Annotated in this window: 18 protein-coding genes and 3 pseudogenes; 2 read left to right on the forward strand and 19 right to left on the reverse strand. The window is 44.1% G+C overall.

Annotated features, from left to right (window positions below; genetic code table 11):
- Nucleotides 1-5: 5 nt before the first annotated feature.
- From V1501_RS15715 to V1501_RS15735, 5 genes and pseudogenes are all read right to left on the reverse strand, one after another.
- Nucleotides 6-178: pseudogene (locus tag V1501_RS15715) on the reverse strand (ABC transporter permease); the annotation flags it as partial.
- A gap of 36 nt (nt 179-214) precedes the next feature.
- The gene (locus V1501_RS15720) at nt 215-1,036 is read right to left on the reverse strand and encodes an STAS domain-containing protein (RefSeq protein WP_409289573.1); all 822 of its coding nucleotides are present in this window, start codon (nt 1,034-1,036) and stop codon (nt 215-217) included.
- 136 nt (nt 1,037-1,172) lie between these two features.
- Nucleotides 1,173-1,405 (reverse strand): annotated as a pseudogene (locus tag V1501_RS15725) (HNH endonuclease); the annotation flags it as partial.
- A gap of 128 nt (nt 1,406-1,533) precedes the next feature.
- Nucleotides 1,534-1,917, reverse strand: a complete 384-nt coding sequence (locus tag V1501_RS15730; protein ID WP_409289575.1) for a hypothetical protein — start codon at nt 1,915-1,917, stop codon at nt 1,534-1,536.
- A 909-nt stretch (nt 1,918-2,826) separates the two neighbouring features.
- Nucleotides 2,827-2,982, reverse strand: coding sequence for a hypothetical protein (locus V1501_RS15735; RefSeq protein WP_409289576.1), 156 nt, complete (start codon nt 2,980-2,982; stop codon nt 2,827-2,829).
- 126 nt (nt 2,983-3,108) lie between these two features.
- Here V1501_RS15735 and V1501_RS15740 point away from each other — a divergent pair, with 126 nt between their 5' ends.
- Complete coding sequence (locus V1501_RS15740; RefSeq protein ID WP_409289578.1) at nt 3,109-3,531, forward strand: DUF1284 domain-containing protein; 423 nt, start codon at nt 3,109-3,111, stop codon at nt 3,529-3,531.
- 365 nt (nt 3,532-3,896) lie between these two features.
- On the opposite strand, the gene hemL is transcribed toward V1501_RS15740, so the two are convergent.
- From hemL to hemA, 6 genes are read right to left on the reverse strand one after another with little or no spacing between them, the layout of a single operon-like run.
- On the reverse strand, nt 3,897-5,186 hold the full coding sequence (hemL, locus tag V1501_RS15745; protein WP_409289580.1) for a glutamate-1-semialdehyde 2,1-aminomutase: 1,290 nt from the start codon (nt 5,184-5,186) through the stop codon (nt 3,897-3,899).
- 12 nt (nt 5,187-5,198) lie between these two features.
- On the reverse strand, nt 5,199-6,188 hold the full coding sequence (hemB, locus tag V1501_RS15750) for a porphobilinogen synthase (protein WP_409289581.1): 990 nt from the start codon (nt 6,186-6,188) through the stop codon (nt 5,199-5,201).
- A 13-nt stretch (nt 6,189-6,201) separates the two neighbouring features.
- Nucleotides 6,202-6,960 (reverse strand): uroporphyrinogen-III synthase, encoded by a 759-nt coding sequence (locus V1501_RS15755; protein ID WP_409289583.1) that lies wholly within the window; start codon nt 6,958-6,960, stop codon nt 6,202-6,204.
- A complete protein-coding gene (hemC, locus tag V1501_RS15760; protein ID WP_409289585.1) occupies nt 6,960-7,895 on the reverse strand; it encodes a hydroxymethylbilane synthase in 936 nt (311 codons plus the stop codon). The genes V1501_RS15755 and hemC overlap by 1 nt, the downstream gene beginning before the upstream one ends.
- 12 nt (nt 7,896-7,907) lie before the next feature.
- On the reverse strand, nt 7,908-8,741 hold the full coding sequence (locus V1501_RS15765) for an inner membrane protein YpjD (protein ID WP_409289586.1): 834 nt from the start codon (nt 8,739-8,741) through the stop codon (nt 7,908-7,910).
- Between the two features lie 14 nt (nt 8,742-8,755).
- A complete protein-coding gene (hemA, locus tag V1501_RS15770) occupies nt 8,756-10,096 on the reverse strand; it encodes a glutamyl-tRNA reductase (protein WP_409289588.1) in 1,341 nt (446 codons plus the stop codon).
- A 174-nt stretch (nt 10,097-10,270) separates the two neighbouring features.
- Here hemA and V1501_RS15775 point away from each other — a divergent pair, with 174 nt between their 5' ends.
- Complete coding sequence (locus V1501_RS15775) at nt 10,271-10,759, forward strand: LiaI-LiaF-like domain-containing protein (protein WP_409289589.1); 489 nt, start codon at nt 10,271-10,273, stop codon at nt 10,757-10,759.
- Between the two features lie 127 nt (nt 10,760-10,886).
- Here V1501_RS15775 and yihA read toward each other — a convergent pair whose 3' ends face one another.
- The 8 genes and pseudogenes from yihA to V1501_RS15815 form a co-directional block, all read right to left on the reverse strand.
- On the reverse strand, nt 10,887-11,468 hold the full coding sequence (yihA, locus tag V1501_RS15780) for a ribosome biogenesis GTP-binding protein YihA/YsxC (protein WP_409289591.1): 582 nt from the start codon (nt 11,466-11,468) through the stop codon (nt 10,887-10,889).
- Entirely contained in the window at nt 11,465-13,789 is a 2,325-nt protein-coding gene (gene lon / locus V1501_RS15785; protein ID WP_409289593.1) for an endopeptidase La, read from the reverse strand. Before lon ends, yihA begins: the two co-directional genes overlap by 4 nt.
- A 488-nt stretch (nt 13,790-14,277) precedes the next feature.
- A complete protein-coding gene (gene lonB, locus V1501_RS15790; RefSeq protein ID WP_409289595.1) occupies nt 14,278-15,939 on the reverse strand; it encodes an ATP-dependent protease LonB in 1,662 nt (553 codons plus the stop codon).
- 440 nt (nt 15,940-16,379) lie between these two features.
- On the reverse strand, nt 16,380-16,952 hold the full coding sequence (locus V1501_RS15795; protein ID WP_409289597.1) for a histidine phosphatase family protein: 573 nt from the start codon (nt 16,950-16,952) through the stop codon (nt 16,380-16,382).
- 196 nt (nt 16,953-17,148) lie between these two features.
- A complete protein-coding gene (locus V1501_RS15800; RefSeq protein ID WP_409289598.1) occupies nt 17,149-17,382 on the reverse strand; it encodes a hypothetical protein in 234 nt (77 codons plus the stop codon).
- A 76-nt stretch (nt 17,383-17,458) separates the two neighbouring features.
- Nucleotides 17,459-17,959, reverse strand: coding sequence for a GNAT family N-acetyltransferase (locus V1501_RS15805; protein WP_409289600.1), 501 nt, complete (start codon nt 17,957-17,959; stop codon nt 17,459-17,461).
- Nucleotides 17,960-18,088: 129 nt separating this feature from the next.
- Nucleotides 18,089-18,761, reverse strand: a pseudogene (locus V1501_RS15810) (permease).
- A 167-nt stretch (nt 18,762-18,928) separates the two neighbouring features.
- The gene (locus V1501_RS15815; RefSeq protein ID WP_409289601.1) at nt 18,929-19,393 is read right to left on the reverse strand and encodes a GNAT family N-acetyltransferase; all 465 of its coding nucleotides are present in this window, start codon (nt 19,391-19,393) and stop codon (nt 18,929-18,931) included.
- Between the last annotated feature and the right edge of the window lie 57 nt (nt 19,394-19,450).

A 19,450-nucleotide genomic window follows, 5' to 3' on the forward strand; every position in this document is an offset into this window, starting at 1 on the left:
CCTATTTAGTTCTTCATCTTTGGATCAAGGGCATCCCTCAGACCGTCTCCCATCAGGTAAAACCCAAGCACGCTCAGCATGATGGCCAGGCCCGGGAACAAGACGGTCCATAGGCGTCAAGAATGTATTCATCACGCGAATCTGCGAGCATCTTTCCCCATTCCGGGGCAGGGGGCTGGCAAAGGTAAAAAAAAAGCCGCTGCCGCAGCTTTTTTCATTGGAAGTATGATTTTAATGTCTGTTGTAAAGTACCCTTTGTTTCTGCCCTTCCCTCAAAAGAAACATTTGAGTGAATCATTTTCCTTACAATTTCGGCACGCAAACCAGTTATAACTGCTTTACAACCCATCATAGTAATTCCATCTAAGATTTTTTGTAAATGAACAATTACATCTAATTCCATCTCAGCAATGCCAGATAGATCTATGATTAATGATTGCAAGTGTATTCTAGAAATTTCCGTTAACACCTTTTCTTCAATAACATGCATACGATATGAGTCCATCAGCCCAATAAGCGGCAAAACAGCAACGTTCTGGCTTAATGGAATAATTGGTACTGATAGGTGTTCAACTGTTAGCCTTTGAGATTTAATTAATTCATCTTTGTAACTGGAATAGCTAATAAAGAATGTGTTCAGGAACTTGTCTACCTGATCATTAATATCTTTTTCAATCTTAAAAAATTTTGTATCCAAACTCTGGCTTGGTTTGTATTCATAATATTTCTCAATAAAATCCCATAAAGTACGGCGGATTGCCTGAACCCACTCTAATTTTAAGTGAAGAGTGAGTGAATGTTCAGCCCATGCTTTTCCTTCCTGTTTGCCAAATGCAACTAATTCTTCATTTTTTTCCAGGACGATATATTCTACTAGTTTTCCAGCATTAACTAGTAAATCAATGTTCCCTTTTTCAAGTATCTCCTTTATCTTACTCGCCACATTAACTGCTTCTGATAACAGCTTCTCCTCAAAAAGCGCTTTGTTTTGTGAAATTAAAGTAAGAATATTTTTCCCTTCGGCTTGACTATTCATTAAATTTCTCCTTAATATGTTTTTCATTATTAGTTTTAATTTTTCAATTGCAGCATCTTATACCTTGATCAATTATAAACCGAAATGCTTCAAAAGTAACCTAATCAGACCCTTGGTAACACTGGTGAACGAATTATAGGTTACCAATGTCCAGTGCAAGATCAGGATGCTGCTCGACCTCCTTGATGTGATGGACCACCTGCTGGATCTTCTTTTCGGTTTGGCACTCTCACTGTATTCGTATGCCATTCGGCCCTGGTGTTTGCACTATTCATGATTGTCCTGCCGCCTCACCTGTTCACGCAGCTGCTTCCATGGTACGCTGTCGTAAAACTTACGCTTCTGCTGTTTGGTCTTATATTCAAACACTGTTCATACGTTCTCACCTCTCTAATTGTAAAAAGCCAGCACTATTAGCTGGCTCTTTTTTATAAAGAAAATTTTACATTCCATTGTCCAGGCTGATCCAAAACTGAATCCACGTTAAATTTAATATCTTAGTAATCTGGCAGTTCTTTTTCAGGCATTATGTTAATCAAACCCATGTATTTGTTTTTCCCTATCTTTTTATAGCTGTAGGAAGAACTTGAGCTAATTCTTTTACCATTAATATAAATAACCGGTCGACCCATCATGTGGTCTGATGGAATACCCTTCTTTGTAGTTATAACATACTCAAGAGAAATTCTTTCATGCCCATCTTTCGTAGCATCTTTTATTAGAAAGGTTATACCTTTGTCCGTGTCCGACAGATTAAATGTTTTGTTATTTGTTTTATAACTTCTCCTGGTGCCTGGCTTTAGATTAATAACCAAACTATAAGAAATACCGATAATTGTGTTTAAGAGTGCTATCCCCAATAAGATTAAAGGTCTTTTCATTTTGAACAACCTCTTTTTTTACCAAGGTATGGCTTGTTTTCGCTTTTATTCCTTCATCTTCTTCTCACATCTCCATTCACACATTTTGTTATCCCCCTGGTTATTACATAAAAATAATCATATCTCATCAGAGAATTTTAGGTTATAATAACTCCTGCAAACTTTATTTTTAGGAGAGAAAAATGTATTTTTGGAATATTAAAGCCTTAGTAGCAGCTTTGCGAGATGACACTTTAACTGACAAATCAAAAAATAATTACCGTATAGCTTTCTGGATAATTATTGCGTTAACGGTAACTTCATTTCCTTTCGTCTATAATCCTTCTTCTATGAACACTTATGATATTATTGATTTAATCTTGTTCATCCTTATCAACGGGATCGGAATAAATGTACTATATGGTATCTATAAAAATAGAAGCAGGCATAATTTAAATTTCCTTTTGCCTTTTTTCAGTTTGATGATTCCGCTATATTTACGCAGTATTTTATGGACCCTTTTATTAAGTATTGCCGGGTATGTTTACATTTTTTTCTTCGCCCCTCACCATTCTTGGGATGAAACAAATCTGATTGATATAATTATTTATAACGTAGTTGAGATTGCTATTAATTTAATGTATATTCATTACTTCAAAAAGATATATAACTAAGGGAAGCACCTCAAGTGAGTGGTGCTTTTTTCATTTCCTCCTAACAGCTCCTCCAACTCTTTTATAGACATCCCGTTTCATACCCATGATCGGTGCAGTCCACACCCTCTTCTTTCTTCTGTTGAGGCTTAGGTTTTTATTCACTTTTATCTTTTTTCTTATTTATTTATCCAGCCACTTGTTAGGCTTTCTCTACCGATATGAATATGAATTGAATGGAAAAAAGGAAAAGGGCCTGTGCCTGAAGAAAAGATGCTTAAGAACAAGGCAAAAAAGATCTGGAATGATTGGAACTGACGGAACGATAGATTTCAAGGCAGCATTCAATCTGCATTTTCCTTGCATGCCAAGGCAGACCGCCGGCCTTCACCATGGCCAGCCGGCTTAAACCCGGCTGGCTTTTTTCCTTCACAGCAAACCTCCTTATATCGCTAAAGATCACCACTACGAAAAAGAGTTATGGTATGATAATTTCATAATTTGTTAACCATATAATAAATAAGTTAACAAGGTTGGAATACTGCATAGGGAGGACACTATGTATAATCTGAGAGGACACCATATTTTCTGCCTTTTAGGATACAGGGGCATGGGATATTCCCGGGAGTATGCAGAAAATATGACCCGGGTGCATCAAGCACTGAGGAACGATCCCGGCATCAAAATTCAGATAGTGGAAGGACCCGATCAGTTATGTGAAAAATATCCTAATTCAGGAATTTATCATTGCCAGGATGTCCATATCTATACCAGGGATGCTGCCATTTTAGAGAAACTGGGCCTGCATATCGGACAGATTGTACGCTGGCAGCACATCGAGGCCCTCATACGCCGCCGCGCCGTGCCTTCTGATATTGAAGAGGTGTGCACGTCCTGTTCGTGGAGGTCCTATGGAGTTTGTGAAGAGGGGATTCAGGACATTCTGGACGGAGACGGGTTACGGGAGGTAAAGGGGTCCTGATAGAGTAAATTGCCAGTGTACAGAACAAGTTGTCTAATCATTAAATCAATAAAGTACGTAACCCACTTTTTGAGGTGAATAAATGGGAAAAGCTGAGAACTGGGAGCCGCTTTCTGTAAATGTGGCTTGGTATATTTAACAAACCAGCCTAAAACTGAAGAAATAAAAGACCATATCGAATTTTTGTATTTAAATATTACAGAGCGCTTTTTCATAGAAAATTTCATTCAAAATATTGATGACTTGGTTAAAGTAATCACTGAATTGAAATCATGAATTCATTTCCGTATTAGGGGTTTAAGTTAAAAGGACCATCCTTTGATGGTCCTTCTTGTTTTTGATAGCTCATTTTCAAACTTCAGTATTTATTGATTCAGTGCAGCAAATGCCCTATCCGCCGCAACAATCGTCCGCTGGATGTCTTCATCGGAATGGGCTGTCGAAAGGAACAGTCCCTCAAATTGGGATGGCGGCAAGAATACTCCATTATTCGCCATTTCACGGTAATAGGCCGCAAAGAATTTCAGGTTGGATGTTTTGGCTTTTTCATAATTGATGACTTCTTCGTTTGTGAAAAAGAATCCAATCATGGAGCCTGCCCGGTTGAAGGTCAGCGGCACATTATGCTTCCCGGCTGCCTGGCTGATTCCTTCTTCCAGGAGGTCTGCCTTGCGCCTGAATTCCTGATAGTGTTCAGGGGTCAGCTGGCTGAGCGTAGCATAGCCGGCCGCCATGGCAAGCGGGTTGCCGGAAAGCGTCCCAGCCTGATAAATCGGACCGCTCGGTGCCACTTGATTCATGATTTCCGCTTTGCCTCCGTATGCACCGACAGGAAGGCCGCCTCCGATTACCTTGCCAAGGCAGGTAAGATCAGGAGTCACGCCAAAATACCCTTGGGCACAATGGTAATCCACACGGAAGCCGGTCATCACCTCATCAAAGATCAGGAGTGTGCCATTTTGTTCTGTGATTTCCCTAAGACCTTCAAGGAACCCCTCAACCGGAGGGACAACTCCCATATTGCCCGCAACAGGCTCTACTATGACACCTGCGATATCATCGCCGTATTGGTTGAAGGCCGCCCTGACGCTCTCAAGGTCGTTATAAGGGACCGTAATCGTGTTTTTTGCCACTCCTTCGGGGACACCTGGGCTGTCCGGAAGGCCGAGTGTGGCAACACCGGAGCCGGCCTTGATCAAAAGGGAGTCTCCATGGCCATGGTAGCAGCCTTCAAATTTAAGGATCTTATTTCGTCCTGTAAAGCCCCTGGCCAGACGGAGCGCGCTCATCGTCGCTTCTGTGCCTGAAGAAACCATCCGGATTACCTCGATGGAAGGAACCCTTTCAATGACAAGATTAGCCAGATCATTTTCGAGAAGAGTCGGGGCGCCAAAGCTTGTGCCCGTTTCAGCCACCTTCTGGACCGCCTCGATTACAGCCTGGTTGGTATGCCCGAGGATCAATGGGCCCCATGACAGAACATAGTCAATATATTCATTTCCATCTATGTCATAGATCTTTGACCCTTTTCCCCGTTCCATGAAGATGGGATCCATATCCACAGATTTGAACGCTCTCACCGGACTGTTTACCCCGCCGGGCATCAGCCTTTTTGCTTCCGCAAATGCCTGTCTGGATTTTTCATAAGATCGCATGCAATTTCCTCCTTAGAGTTCTTCCTTCAGCCATTTTGCCACATCTTTGGCAAAATAGGTGATGATCAAATCGGCACCGGCGCGCTTCATGCTGGTCAGCGTTTCAAGCACAATGCTCTTTTCATCGATCCATCCGTTAAGGGCAGCCGCCTTGATCATGGAATATTCCCCGCTGACATTATAGGCTACCACCGGCAGGTTGAAGTTGTTCTTAACATCCCTCATGATATCCATATAGCTTAGCGACGGTTTGACAATCAGGAAATCGGCTCCCTCGGCCACATCAGATTCCGCTTCGCGCAGGGCTTCCAGGCGGTTCGCATAGTCCATTTGGTAGGTTTTCCGGTCACCGAACTGAGGTGTGCTGTTCGCAGCCTCCCTGAACGGGCCGTAATAGGCTGAAGAATACTTAACGGCATAAGACATGACCGGGATATCCAGGTAGCCCGCTTCATCCAGGGCAGCACGGATCGCTGCTACAAAGCCGTCCATCATATTGGATGGGGCAATGATATCGGCACCGGCTTCTGCCTGGCTGACGGCCGTTTTTGCCAGGAGCTCCAGGGATTCATCGTTCAGGATCCTGCCGTCTTCAACAAGCCCGCAGTGGCCATGGCTTGTGTATTCACAGAGACATGTATCGGCAATGACAACCATATCGGGATAGGCTTCCTTCACAAGTCGCGTTGCTTTCTGGACAATTCCATTAGAAGAATAGGCTCCTGTCCCACACTCATCCTTATTATGATCATGAGGTACACCGAACAGGATCACCGACATAATGCCGAGTCCAGCCACTTCGTCCATCTCTGCCTTCAGTTTGTCCAGTGATATATTGTATACACCAGGCATTGAGCTGATTTCAGTCCTGACATTTTCACCTTCCACTACAAAGATGGGGTAGATCAGGTCTTCGCGGTGAAGGAATGTTTCCCTTACAAGCGCTCTCATATTCTTGCTGCTGCGCAGCCTGCGGTGTCTATTGAAATGTAATTCGTTCATAATATATCCTCCCTTACCCGGCACCAGCCAGATATTTAATGATCGCTTCAAGCATGGCATCTGCTGTATATGTATCAGGGCAGACCTTTACTTCCAGCCCCAAAGATTCGGCTTTCGCTTTTGTTGCCGGTCCAATTGCCGCGACCAGGCTTTTTTGCACGACATCCAGCAGGTCATATTTGACAGCGGTCTTCATTAAGTTGACAGCTGTTGAAGAACTTGTTAAGGCTATAATATCAATCTGACCCTGTTTTAAAAAGGAAAGAAGCCTGCCTTCAGCTCCCGGCGGTATTTCGTTCTTATAGACGATGAGCTCCGTACATTTCTGCCCCTGCTCCTCGAGCATGCGGCAGATGGTGCTGCCTGCCAGGTTTCCTTTAGGAATGAGGATGCGCCCCGGGGCTTTCAGGACGGTAAGGAACTCCCTGCTGAAGGCTTCTGCCTCATACTCCCGCGGCATGAAGGCCGCACGGAGTCCCCGCTCCTCTATTGCCTCACGTGTTTTTGATCCGATTGCAGCTATTTCCGGGGAACCAAGGCCTGAAAGTATTTCCTCAGAGAGCCCGAAATAATGAACGGCATTGGCGCTGGTAAAGACAATCCAGTCATATGTTCCCTCAGCAGGGGCAAAATCAACCGCTTCAAAGCCAATCAGCGGGATGGATACAGGATTCCCGCCTGCGAGTCTGATTTTCTCGGCAAATGGCCGGGCCTGCTTCTCATCCCGGGTAATCAGGACACTCAGACCGGACAAAGGCTTTTGGTTTTCCATTATTCTTGATCCAGTTCTCTTTTTACAGAGTCGATCAAGTCCTTTCCTCCTCTTTGAGAAAGAAGGCCGGCTGCTTCTATTCCAACAGCGGCAGGGTCCGTCCCGGTCACAGCTTCCTTGATGATTCTTGAGCCATCCGGAGCAGCGACAAGCGCAGTGAGCGTGATGCTTCCATCCCCCTCTTCCACGGCATATCCCGCGATCGGCACCTGGCAGCCGCCTTCCATCTTATCAAGGAAGGCCCGTTCTGCCTCTACAGTTTTTTGGGCAGTGGCGGAAGTAAATCTGGATAGACCCTCGAGCAGCTCCGCATCGTCTTCCCTGCATTCAATTGAAAGGGCACCCTGGCCGACTGCAGGAAGGCATAATTCAGGTTCAAGGTATTCAGTGACTGTTTCTGATTTCCAGCCCATCCTGGACAGGCCTGCTGCCGCCAGGATGATCGCGTCATACTCTTCATCCTTCAGCTTTTGCAGCCTTGTATCAATATTTCCCCGGATCCATTTGATCTCAAGGTCGGGTCTTGCGGCAAGAAGCTGGGCGCTCCTTCTTAAACTGCTGGTGCCGATCACAGCGCCTTCCTTCAGTTCGGCAAGCTTCACATTGCCTTTTGAGATGAGCACGTCCCTGTGATCCTCACGGGCAGGGATACAGCCGATGGTCAGGCCTTGAGGCAATACAGCCGGCATATCCTTCATACTGTGCACAGCCATGTCGATTTCATGATCCAGCATAGCCTGTTCGATTTCTTTAACAAACAAGCCCTTGCCTCCGACCTTCGACAGAGTCACATCAAGTATCTTATCTCCTTTAGTGACAATTTCCTTGACTTCGAATTCAAAAGGAAGTCCAAGGGCCTTCAGCTGGCTGATAACCCAGTTCGTTTGAGTGAGCGCCAATTTACTTCTTCTAGATCCTACGATGATTTTTCTCATAAGAGCCTCCCGTTACGAATACCAAAAATGGAATCCTGATAAACTGCCAAACAATAAAAAGTTCACTAATACAATTAGGAACGAGGCAAGGTTCCACAGGGCCAGGCTTTTTCCGTAAACCTGCTTGCGGACCTTGCAATATAAATAAATGCTGTAGGCTGTCAGTACAATGAAAGAGCCGACAATCTTGGGATCAGACCAGGGAATATGCGGCAGCCTGATATTTGCCCACTGCAGGCCGAGAATGAGTGACAGCAGCAGGAGCGGGACCCCGGTTACATTCAGGATGTAAGAGGTCTTTTCAAGCTTGGACAAATCCCCGAGCCTTGTCAGCCTTTTCCCCCACTTTTTCCTTTTCAGCAGATCATATTGAATCAAATAAAGAACTGAAAATACAAAGGACAGGGAGAATGCGGCATAAGATAAGATGGCCATGGTAATGTGGATCAGCAGCAGCTCCGATACCATCCGCTCTGCAAGTGCATGGGATTCGACCTGGACAGGCGCGAAAGTGTGGACAGCCATCACTATGAAGCCGAGCACATTTGTAAAGAATACAGTAAAGTCCACCCTCAGGAGCCTGTTTACGGCAAGTGACAGGGTAATCAATAGCCACGCATAGAAATATAACCCTTCAAAAATGGTCAAAACAGGGAATCTTCCTGTTTCCCGTACATACAGAAATAAAAAAATTGTTTGAAGAAGCCAAACAATCGCAAGCAGCCAGAAGGCAATACGGTTTGCCTTCCGGTCATTATTAAGAAAATCTATAAAATATAACAGCACGCTTAAGGCATACAGCAAGACAGTAGCCTCATGGAGACGGGTCATGGATAATTCAAGCATGGCAGCCCCCTCTTTTATCCATGAACCGCAGCCGGTTTAAGCTCTCTGGAAATTTCCCTGTCCAGCTCCTTTACAGCCTGTCCTTCAACTTCATCACTGATATTGAAGATTTGGATGAACTGATCGAGGGCTGCAGATGAATTCCCGCTGCCTGCAAGCTCCTTGGCGTAGGAAATCGGATCCTTGAGCATCTGGTTGATGATGCTCTTGGTATGCTTGTTCAAGAGCTTGACCTCACGTTCTGTCAGATGAGGAAGCTTCCTCTGGATGCTGTCCATGGTCTCTGCCTGAATGGACAGGGCCTTTTCACGGAGAGCTGATATGACCGGCACGACGCCAAGCATATTAAGCCAGCTGTTGAAGTCAGAGATCTCTGCTTCAATCATCAGCTCGATGCTTTCCGCAGCCACTCTCCGCTCCTCCAGGTTTGCTTCCACAATGCCTTCAAGATCATCGATATCATAGAGGAAGACATTTTCAAGGCCGGAGATGGCAGGATCAAGGTCCCGGGGAACTGCAATATCCACCAGGAAGGCTGGCCGGCCCTTCCTCATCCTGTTGACCTGCTCCATTGTTTCACGGTTGAGGACAAATTCCTTTGCACCGGTTGAGCTTATCAAAATATCCGCCTCAACCAGCGCGCACTGAAGCTCTTTCAGGCTTTTTGCTTCACCATTGAAACGCTCTGCCAGTGAAACGGCTTTCTCGTAGGTGCGGTTAATGACCGTGATGCTTGTTGCGCCGCTGCCCTGCAGGTTCTGGATGGCGAGTTCTCCCATTTTCCCGGCGCCAAGAATCAGCACACGCTTGTCTTTCAGGGAACCGAAAATTTTCTTGGCCAGTTCCACGGCAGCATAGCTCACAGACACAGCATTTGTATTGATTTCCGTTTCAGCATGCGCTTTTTTGGCAAATGTGACAGCCTGTTTGAACAGGCGGTTGAATATCGAGCCTGATGTGCGCTCCTGCTGGGCAAGAAGGAAGCTTGAACGTACTTGTCCAAGAATCTGGGTTTCTCCGATAATCATGGAATCAAGACCTGATGCCACTTTGAAAAGATGCTGAATTGCACCCTCTTGTTCGTAAATGAATAAGAAGGGTGAAAACTCCTCTTTATCCATGCTAAACCATTCGGATAGAAATTCTTTTATATAATATCTGCCGGTATGGGCCTGATCGACCACGGCGTAGATTTCTGTTCTATTGCAGGTCGAAACAATAACATTCTCTAAAATGCTTTTTTTATTTTTTAAAACTTTCATTGCTTCATGAAGCTCTGCTTCATTGAATGAAAGTTTTTCTCTTATTTCGACAGGGGCAGTTCTAAAATTCAAGCCGACTGCTAATATATGCATAATCTGTGCACCCCCAAAAAAATTTACGATACTTTTACTATACACCATTAGCTATTATAGCATGTATAATCTGCTTTATTGCAGTATAATTTTGAACAGATGATGAAATTGTATGATACCATTTATCAAGGTACAATAAAGTTTGTCATGCAAGAGCTGCATTAGGAGGAAATCATGAATTCACAGCGTTTTTTTCCCGGAATCATCCTGATTGCTTTCGGTGTTTACTTCCTGCTGGAGCAGGCAGGAATCGAACCTTTCGAGGGCTTTTTTACCTGGCCGACGCTGCTCCTCATCACTGGCCTGTCCTTTTTGATTGGGGCATATGGAGGCCGGGAACATGAAGCCATACTGCCCGGGGTGGTTCTGTCCGGTCTTGGCATTCATTTTCATATAGTGAATAAATTCCAGGTCTGGCCAGATCATATCGGTGTTTTCCTATTAATCATCGGACTCGGCTTCATTCTGCGTGCAAAGGAAACCAAATCCGGCATGTTTCATGGCGTTCTCCTGCTGGCCATATCTGTGTTTATGTTATTCTATGACAAAATAATGAATTGGATGGGGCTCCTGGAGACCGGCATTTCATCGGCCTGGAATTTCTGGCCGGTTTTCCTTATAGGAACCGGGCTGTTTTTCGTAATGGGGAGAAAGAAAAAGTGAACCGCTTCTGTATAGATTCCCCAAAAAGAATAAAAAATTCCATCTAAACGCCCGATTTTTATAAAATTCTGGGCACTCCCGCAAAAAAAGACAAAAGGGCGGTCCGCAGGCACGGACCGCCCTTTTTTCACATCATGCCTTCCAGTACAGACCAGGCTTCTTCCTTGCCGAGTCCAGTCTCGGATGAGAACAGGACCATATGGTCGTCCGGATCAAAGTCCAGGGTCTCCCTTGTGACCTTGAGGTGTTTCTGCCATTTTCCCTTAGGAATCTTGTCAGCCTTGGTCGCAATGACCACGCAGGGAATTTCATAATGCTTCAGGAAGTTATACATCATCACATCATCGCTCGACGGCGGATGACGCAGGTCGACAATCAGGATGACGGCACGAAGCGGCTCTCTTTGGGTGATATAGGTTTCAATCATCCTGCCCCATGCTTCCCTCTCTGATTTCGATACCTTTGCATAGCCATATCCCGGTACATCCACGAAGTACAATGCTTCATTCAGCAGATAAAAATTCAGGGTCTGCGTCTTCCCCGGCTTAGAGGAAATCCTCGCAAGCGCTTTACGATTAATCATCTTATTAATAAAAGAAGATTTTCCGACATTGGACCTGCCTGCCAGGGCAAATTCCGGCAGGCCCCCTTCCGGATACTGTTCAGGCTTCACAGCGCTGATGATGATCTCAGAGCTGGTGATCTTCAATCCTTTTCACCTGCCAGTGCGTGCTTCAGGACTTCATCCACATGGGAGACAAGTACAAATTCAAGCTGATTCCGCACACTTTCCGGTATGTCCTCTAAATCTTTCTCATTATCCCTTGGAAGGATGATTTTCGTAAGACCTGCACGGTGGGCGCTCAAAGTCTTTTCTTTTACTCCGCCTATCGGCAGGACACGGCCCCTAAGGGTGATCTCGCCGGTCATTCCGACTTCCCTTCTGATCGGCCTTCCCGAAAGGGCCGATACCAGGGCTGTAGCAATGGTGATCCCTGCGGATGGGCCATCTTTTGGCACAGCGCCTTCCGGGACATGGATATGGATATCATTTTTCTCATGGAAGTTTTCATCAATTGAAAGGTCCTTTGCCTTGGAGCGCACATAGCTGAATGCAGCCTGGGCGGATTCCTTCATAACATCGCCAAGTTTCCCGGTGAGGACAAGCTTTCCTTTCCCGGGTGCAAGGCTTACCTCGATCTGAAGCGTGTCTCCTCCAACCGTCGTATAAGCGAGGCCGGTCGCAACACCTACCTGATCCTCCATTTCAGCCTGGCCATACCGGAATTTCCTTTTGCCAAGGAACTCTTCCAGATTCTTTTCATTTATAATGACCTTCTTCTTTTCGCCGGACACGATGATTCTTGCTGTTTTCCTGCATATCGTAGCCAGCTGGCGCTCGAGTCCGCGCACCCCGGCTTCCCGGGTATAGTAACGGATGATGTTCACCAGTGCCTCGTCCTTCATCTGGAGCTGGCTTTTCTTCAGCCCGTGCTCTTCAAGCTCTTTCATCAGCAGATGATGCTTTGCAATGTTCAGCTTTTCAAGCTCGGTATAGCCTGCAATCGAGATGATCTCCATCCGGTCCCTCAGCGGACCCGGTATAGTGGCCAGATTATTGGCTGTAGCGACGAACATGACCTTTGAAAGGTCGTATGATTCTTCAATATAATGATCACTGAAATTGTGATTTTGTTCAGGGTCGAGCACCTCAAGCATCGCGCTTGACGGATCTCCCCTGAAGTCATTGGACATTTTGTCAATTTCATCAAGCAGGAATACCGGGTTTATGGTTCCGGCTTTCTTCATGCCCTGAATAATCCGTCCTGGCATGGCGCCTACGTAGGTCCTTCTGTGTCCGCGGATTTCGGATTCATCCCTGACCCCGCCAAGCGACACACGGACGAAGTTCCGGTTGAGTGAGGACGCGATGGATTTAGCAAGGCTGGTTTTACCTACACCGGGAGGGCCTGCAAGGCAAAGGATCGGTCCTCTGAGTGAATTGGTCAGCTGCTGGACAGCCAGATACTCAAGGACCCTTTCCTTCACCGACTCAAGCCCATAATGGTCGCGGTGGAGGATCTTCTCTGCTTTGTTGACATCAAGGTCATCCCGAGTGGCATTGGACCAGGGAAGAACAGCAAGCCATTCGATATAATTCCGGATCACCGCACTCTCGGCCGAGCTGGCTGGAATTTTCTCATAACGGTCGAGTTCTTTAAAAGCCGTCTCCCTTACATTATCCGGCATTCCTGCCGCTTCAATTTTTTCCTGCAGGGCAGCGACTTCGCTCGTCTTTCCTTCTTTATCACCGAGCTCTTTCTGGATTGCCTTCATTTGTTCACGGAGATAATATTCCTTCTGGGTCCTCTCCATGGAACGCTTGACTCGCTGGCCGATTTTTTTCTCCAGATTAAGGACTTCCTTTTCGTTATTGATGGTCTCTAGAACCTTGACTAATCGTTCCTTCACATCAATGGTCTCAAGGACTTCCTGCTTTTCCTTCAGCTTAAGCGGAAGATTGGATGCAATGATATCCGCCATCCGGCCGGGCTCTTCAATATCGGCAGCCGATGAATAGGTTTCGGCGGAAATCTTCTTGGACATTTTTATGTACTGTTCAAAATATTCAAGAAGCGACCTCATCAGGGCCTGATGTTCCACATCCTTCTCCGGGTTGTCCTCAAAGGTTTCAAGCTTTGCAGAAAAATGTGTTTCTTCATCATAAAAAGTTACAATTTTTGCCCTTTTGAGCCCTTCGACCAGAACACGGATCGTCCCGTTGGGAAGCTTGAGCATCTGCTTGACCTTGGTTAGTGTTCCCATCTTATAGATATCCTGTTCGGAAGGTTCATCTATTGAAACATCCTTCTGTGTAGTTAGAAAGATCAAATGGTCGTCTACCATCGCTTTTTCCAGTGCATGGACGGATTTATCACGCCCTACGTCCAAATGCAGCACCATTGTAGGGTATACCAGCAATCCTCTAAGCGGAAGGAGGGGGACGAGAATCTCACTATTTGTCGCCATCTGTACTGACACCTCCTGTAAAAATTAAAAATACATGACAAGCATGCATCCAATCACTTTTCTTGGCTGCCTTCAAAATTACCTTGAAGTAAAGCCTTCTCACAATTCTATCTTATTTGAATAAATGTGTCTATTTCTTGTGTTTATGCCCTTATCGTGCACCGGAACTCTCGTGTCATACACGAATTTAATTATATTTTCCCTTCCGCTTCCATACCTTATTCCTTGTTATTTGGATTGTTATCTTTTCCTTTCCCTAAGAGAAGATGGATTAAGCCGTTTTTTCTGGAAAAGGGACGGAGCTGCAGGATCATAAAGCTTCCTGCAGCCAGGTGTGTCCAGCATTTATTTTCCCTGGAATGCCTGTACCTTATTCCGCTCTACCGCCTGCTTGTGCTTGTTCCTGCTCTTGTCTAAGTTCCTTTCCATGAATGGTCTGCGGGGGTTTGGTTTTTGATGAGAAAAACGGCTGTACAAGGACAGCCGTGTCATACACTTTCTTTTTTATTAAGGTCTGGCAGAAGTATCTCGTCCGGTATCACAGCCTTCAGGAGACAGGCGTCAAATACTTCTGAAAGATACTTCACCGGGATAATTTCGATGCCTTCGATTTCCTTCAGGATACCGGCCATATTCTCCTCAGGGATGATTACCCTCTTGGCACCTGCTTTTTTAGCCGCTTTTATTTTCGGCACCACTCCGCCGATTGGCAGTACATTCCCATGTATGCTGATTTCACCTGTCATCGCGATTTCATGATCCACAGGGATTTTATAGACCGCAGAATAAATCGCGGCTGCCATAGCCGTTCCAGCTGAAGGCCCGTCTACCGGGGTGCCGCCCGGGAAGTTCACATGGATATCATATTGGCCGGCAGGCACCCCCATCGACCGCAGGACAGTGATCACATTTTCGATTGATCCCCGTGCCATGCTCTTTCTCCGAATGGATTTTCCGGTACCGCCGATGCTTTCCTCATCTACGATTCCGGTTATATTAATGGATCCCTTTTCTTCTGCTGGCAGAACCGTAACCTCTATTTCAAGAAGAGCTCCCGAGTTCGGTCCGTGAACGGCAAGTCCGTTGACAATCCCTATCTTGGGCTTTGCAGCAACCTTCCTTTCCATGCGCGGAGACAGCTGGCTTGAGTGAATAACCCACTCCATATCTTCATCCCGGATGGAATTGCGGTCGGCTGTGATGGCAAGCCCCGCTGCAATCTGAACAAGATTGACCGCTTCCCTGCCATTCCTGGCATAGCCGGCAAGCATATCCAGGCTATAGCGGCTTATGCTTAAGTTAATTTTGTCAGCTGCATTCTTTGCAACTGCCGCTATTTCCTGTTCATCCAATTCGCGGAAAAAGACCTCCATGCATCTGGAACGTATGGCTGGCGGAATCTCACTCGGTGTCCGGGTCGTGGCTCCGATCAGCCGGAAATCAGCCGGGAGCCCATTTTTAAAAATGTCATGGATATGGGCGGGAATCTGGGCATTTTCCTCTTGATAATAGGCACTCTCCAAGAAAACCTTCCTGTCTTCAAGCACTTTGAGAAGTTTATTCATCTGAATGGAATGCAGCTCGCCAATTTCATCTATGAACAGGACTCCTCCATGCGCATTGGTCACAGCCCCCTGTTTGGGCTGGGGGATACCGGCCTGTCCCATGGATCCTGCTCCCTGATAAATCGGATCATGAACAGAACCAATCAGGGGATCCGCAATCCCGCGCTCATCAAAACGAGCTGTAGTCGCATCAAGTTCTACAAAGACGGACTGCATCCCAAAAGGTGATTTCGGATTCTGCTTCGCTTCAGCCAAAGCAAGCCTTGCAGCCGCTGTCTTTCCAACCCCAGGCGGTCCGTAGATGATCACATGCTGCGGATTGGGTCCGCAGAGTGCTGCCTTAAGAGATTTGATGCCGTCTTCCTGCCCCATTATATCGTCAAAGCTCCTAGGCCTCACTTTTTCAGCCAGCGGTTCGGTCAGCTTGATGGACCTCATTTTTCTGAGCTGATCCATCTCTTTTCGGGATTCACGATCTATAGACACTTTCTGCGTCCGCTGCCCCTTTAACAGGTTCAAAAAATACATCCCGATGATAATCCCGAAAAACAATTGTATAAAAAGCGCTATTCCTGTCCAGCTCATCCTGTTCCCTCCCGTAAGGATCCACGTTGGTTTGTATTTGCTAGTATCTCCCTGGTCTCTTAGGAATAAACAAGATATTTGTGTGAAGAGTATATGTACAATGCGGCCATGTCCATTTATCAGGCTATGGCAGGCAGTTCTTTTGCAATTTCGGTTTAGTATGCTTCCCTTTTCTATAGAAGGAAGCCGGCATTAATAAATGAGGATGCATAGGGTGCTGATGTATCTCTTGCTCAGGCAGCAGAGAAAATGCGATATTTAATTTTTATTTCGCATACATCTTGGTTATGGACTAAGAAAGTTGAGTTCCGCTGCAGGCACTCGCTTTCCGCGGTGCGGGCGGTGAGCTTCCTCGCTTCACTGCGGGAAAGGTGCCTGCCAAATAAAGCTTATATTAAGCTCTGCTGATACTGTTCCCTGCAGCAGCAAAATACTTCACCTTAACACATTAACTCAAACCATCCTGTTTCTACTGGGAAATCGTTTCTTGTGAGGGTTGAACCTGTCAATATCTGCCGGTATGAAGTAATCGTACCATCATGTGAAACGATGTAGATTCTTTCCTTTTTATGTCCCTTACAATACTGTATGAACTCACCTGCTAACGCTGCAAAGTGATATTCCGGAATCATATTAATACCATTACACCAAATCTCAGAATCGATGTTTTGCAGTTCAGCTGCAGGGAATTCTTCTATAATTGAAGGAACCTCCATCATTTCATCACATGGCAGTGTGTCCTTTCCAGGAAGAATCGGAAACATTCTAGGAGATACAAAAGGACTTACAATCTTACCGCAGTCTATATTCTTACTCCAAGTGAAGGCTGTTTGGAGGGTTCTTTTTGTGGGGCTAATTAGAATAACATCATTCTCATTTAAGGGAAACTGCTCTCTTAATAACTTTGCCTGTCTCACGCCAAGATTTGTTAAGGATGGGTTCTTTAGATTTAAACTCCCAGGCAGGTTTACTGTATGTTCCCCTTGGCCGTGACGGATAAAAATTAAGTTCATATGCCCGTCCTCTCTTCAAAATTTCTTATGGTTCTTCCTTAAATTGACTCTATCATCCATTTTGAAATAACTGGTTTGATCTCTTCCCAATAAACAAGTGTCTCTCCGTAGTAAGGATCCTGCTTCGGCAGGTTTTATGTACTTATTTCAATTTCTATTAAGGCACCCATTAGTAAAACTAAGATGGGTACGCCTTTTACTGAGTTAAATATGGAAGCAGGTCTTGAAGAGGTATCTTTATATAGTTTGATACACCGCCATCTTCTTCTTGAACATACAGTCTAACATCTAATCCTTCTATACGGTCTACAATTGTGTAAGAACCTTTATATTTAATTTCTGTGCCATAAAGACTAAGCTTCTTATCCTCCAACTCTTTGTGCCTGCTTAATATATCTTCGGCTAACGTTAACTTAGATTTTTCTGTCATAAAATCTTCTCCTTCTTCTGCCTCACAGTATGAGTCTACTATGTCATAAACAGAATAATTCACAATGTATAGGTATTTATAAAACTTTGCCCATAATAACATATGGAGAATCATTGGTAACTGGAATAAAGGGTTCTTTGACTAAAACCCATCCCAAGCTTTGATACAAATTACGTGCTGGTTTGTTGTTTACTTGAGTAGTTAATATTGTGGTCTTCTTATTTACTCCCTTTAATAATTCATTAACCAGAACTTTCCCATAACCCTGGTTTCTATGTGATGGATGTACTATTAATTCAACAAACTCAAAACAATCTTTAAGCCATTTTTCATATTCTTTTGGACCAAGCTCTTTTGAAAGTAATTCGTGATAATATTGCCCTGATAATGAAGAATAACCATATGAGAATCCTAGAATTCCCTTTTCATCTGAGAACATAATATATCCCCTAAAACCTTTATAACTTGAGTGTTTTATCAATCGTTCCTTTATTGAATGATTCCAAACTTGTTTATAAAGACCGTCAATGGTTTCTAATAAACTTTCATTACTGTCTATTTCTAAAATCCTTATCACTCTATTCCCTCCAGTTATTAAACTTTTATTAAATTTTGTGAACTAAACGTCGTCAGCGGCATAAGCCAATTTTGTTCAACTAAAGCATTTCATCAACAATCACAATCCTGCTATTAATTTCAAGTTTATTTAAATAAATCTCTCTAAATATTCATCATTATATTTTGTTCATAACTTTTGGAGTGTTTTCTATATAAATATTAATTTGATTTATGTTCGATACGAATTGATCAGAGTTACTTTCTTCTGTAGGAAAATCAGATATCCCTTTTATAATAATGCATTCGACATTATTCTTCTTGCAGATATAAGCAATGGCAGCCGATTCTGTATCGGCTATTATTATTTTGTTTTCTTTAAGCTCTAAATAATCCTTCCACATAACTACCGCTTTATCTGCGGTGCCAATTGTTCCGGTATAAAAACCATTTCCATAGTTTGATAGGTCCATATCGACTATGAAGGATTGTTTAATAAATGGCTCAATTTCCTTTACCGTGCAATCATATTGAACAGCTTTATCGGGTACTAAAATATCCAAAACACTGAATCTATCATCTATTCCGGCACAAGTTCCAGCAACGATTACTTTCGTTAAATTTAATTTAGAAATCATATACTGATTACCGCCCACACCATTTACTTTTCTTACACCGGTACTATAAAAAATAAGTTCAGTATCATTAATGGTTCTCATGAAATACTCTCCATAAGGATAACCAAAACGTTCGTTATCCTTTATGCTAAAGTATTCCAATGTCGCTTTATATTCCCATTGGGTCGCTATACTTATTCCTATCATTGACTTATCACCCTGCTTTTTAGTCTGACTCCAACGACCGGTGTACCACCAATTTTATATCTAACCTTTATGAGGCTCAGCCTCTTTTTAAAAACTGGTTTTTCCAGGTCTATTTTGTATGCCTTTTTCAATTTTTTCATAGGTGTTTAAATAACAATATTAAATTTTTAAATCTTCCCGGACATTCTAAGAACTTTCCCATTCATCTCGTTTTTCATTTGTTTCATTCCGTTTTTTTTATAAAAGGCAACGGCTTGTTTATTGGTTGGAGAAACACGAAGATGGTATTCGCTTATGTTTTTGTTTTTAAAAAATGTCATGGCATAGTTGTGCAAGCAGTATCCTAATCCCATTCCCCGTTTTTCGGGGGTCAGATAATATAGATTAACGTAACCAATCTGTTTTCCCTCATATTCTTTTATGGTTAGCTCAAGTTGACCGATAGGAGCCTCTTTTTCTACTGCTAACACAAAACCGCCGGGAAACTTGTCGGACTGCTGTTGCAGCCAATCAAGATATTCTTGCTCTTCCCCAAAATCCTTATCTGAACCAAAGCTGACAATAAAAGAATCTTTGCGAAAAGGAATGACATAATTTCGATGTTTTTCTATATTAATCGGTATGAATTCCATATTCGATCCACCTTTTTTGTTGAATAGAAGTTTATTCGCTAAAATATTTCCATTTCC

It is taken from the genome of Paraperibacillus esterisolvens (assembly GCF_046237625.1).
GTDB classification, from domain to species: Bacteria; Bacillota; Bacilli; order Bacillales; family DSM-1321; genus Paraperibacillus; species Paraperibacillus esterisolvens.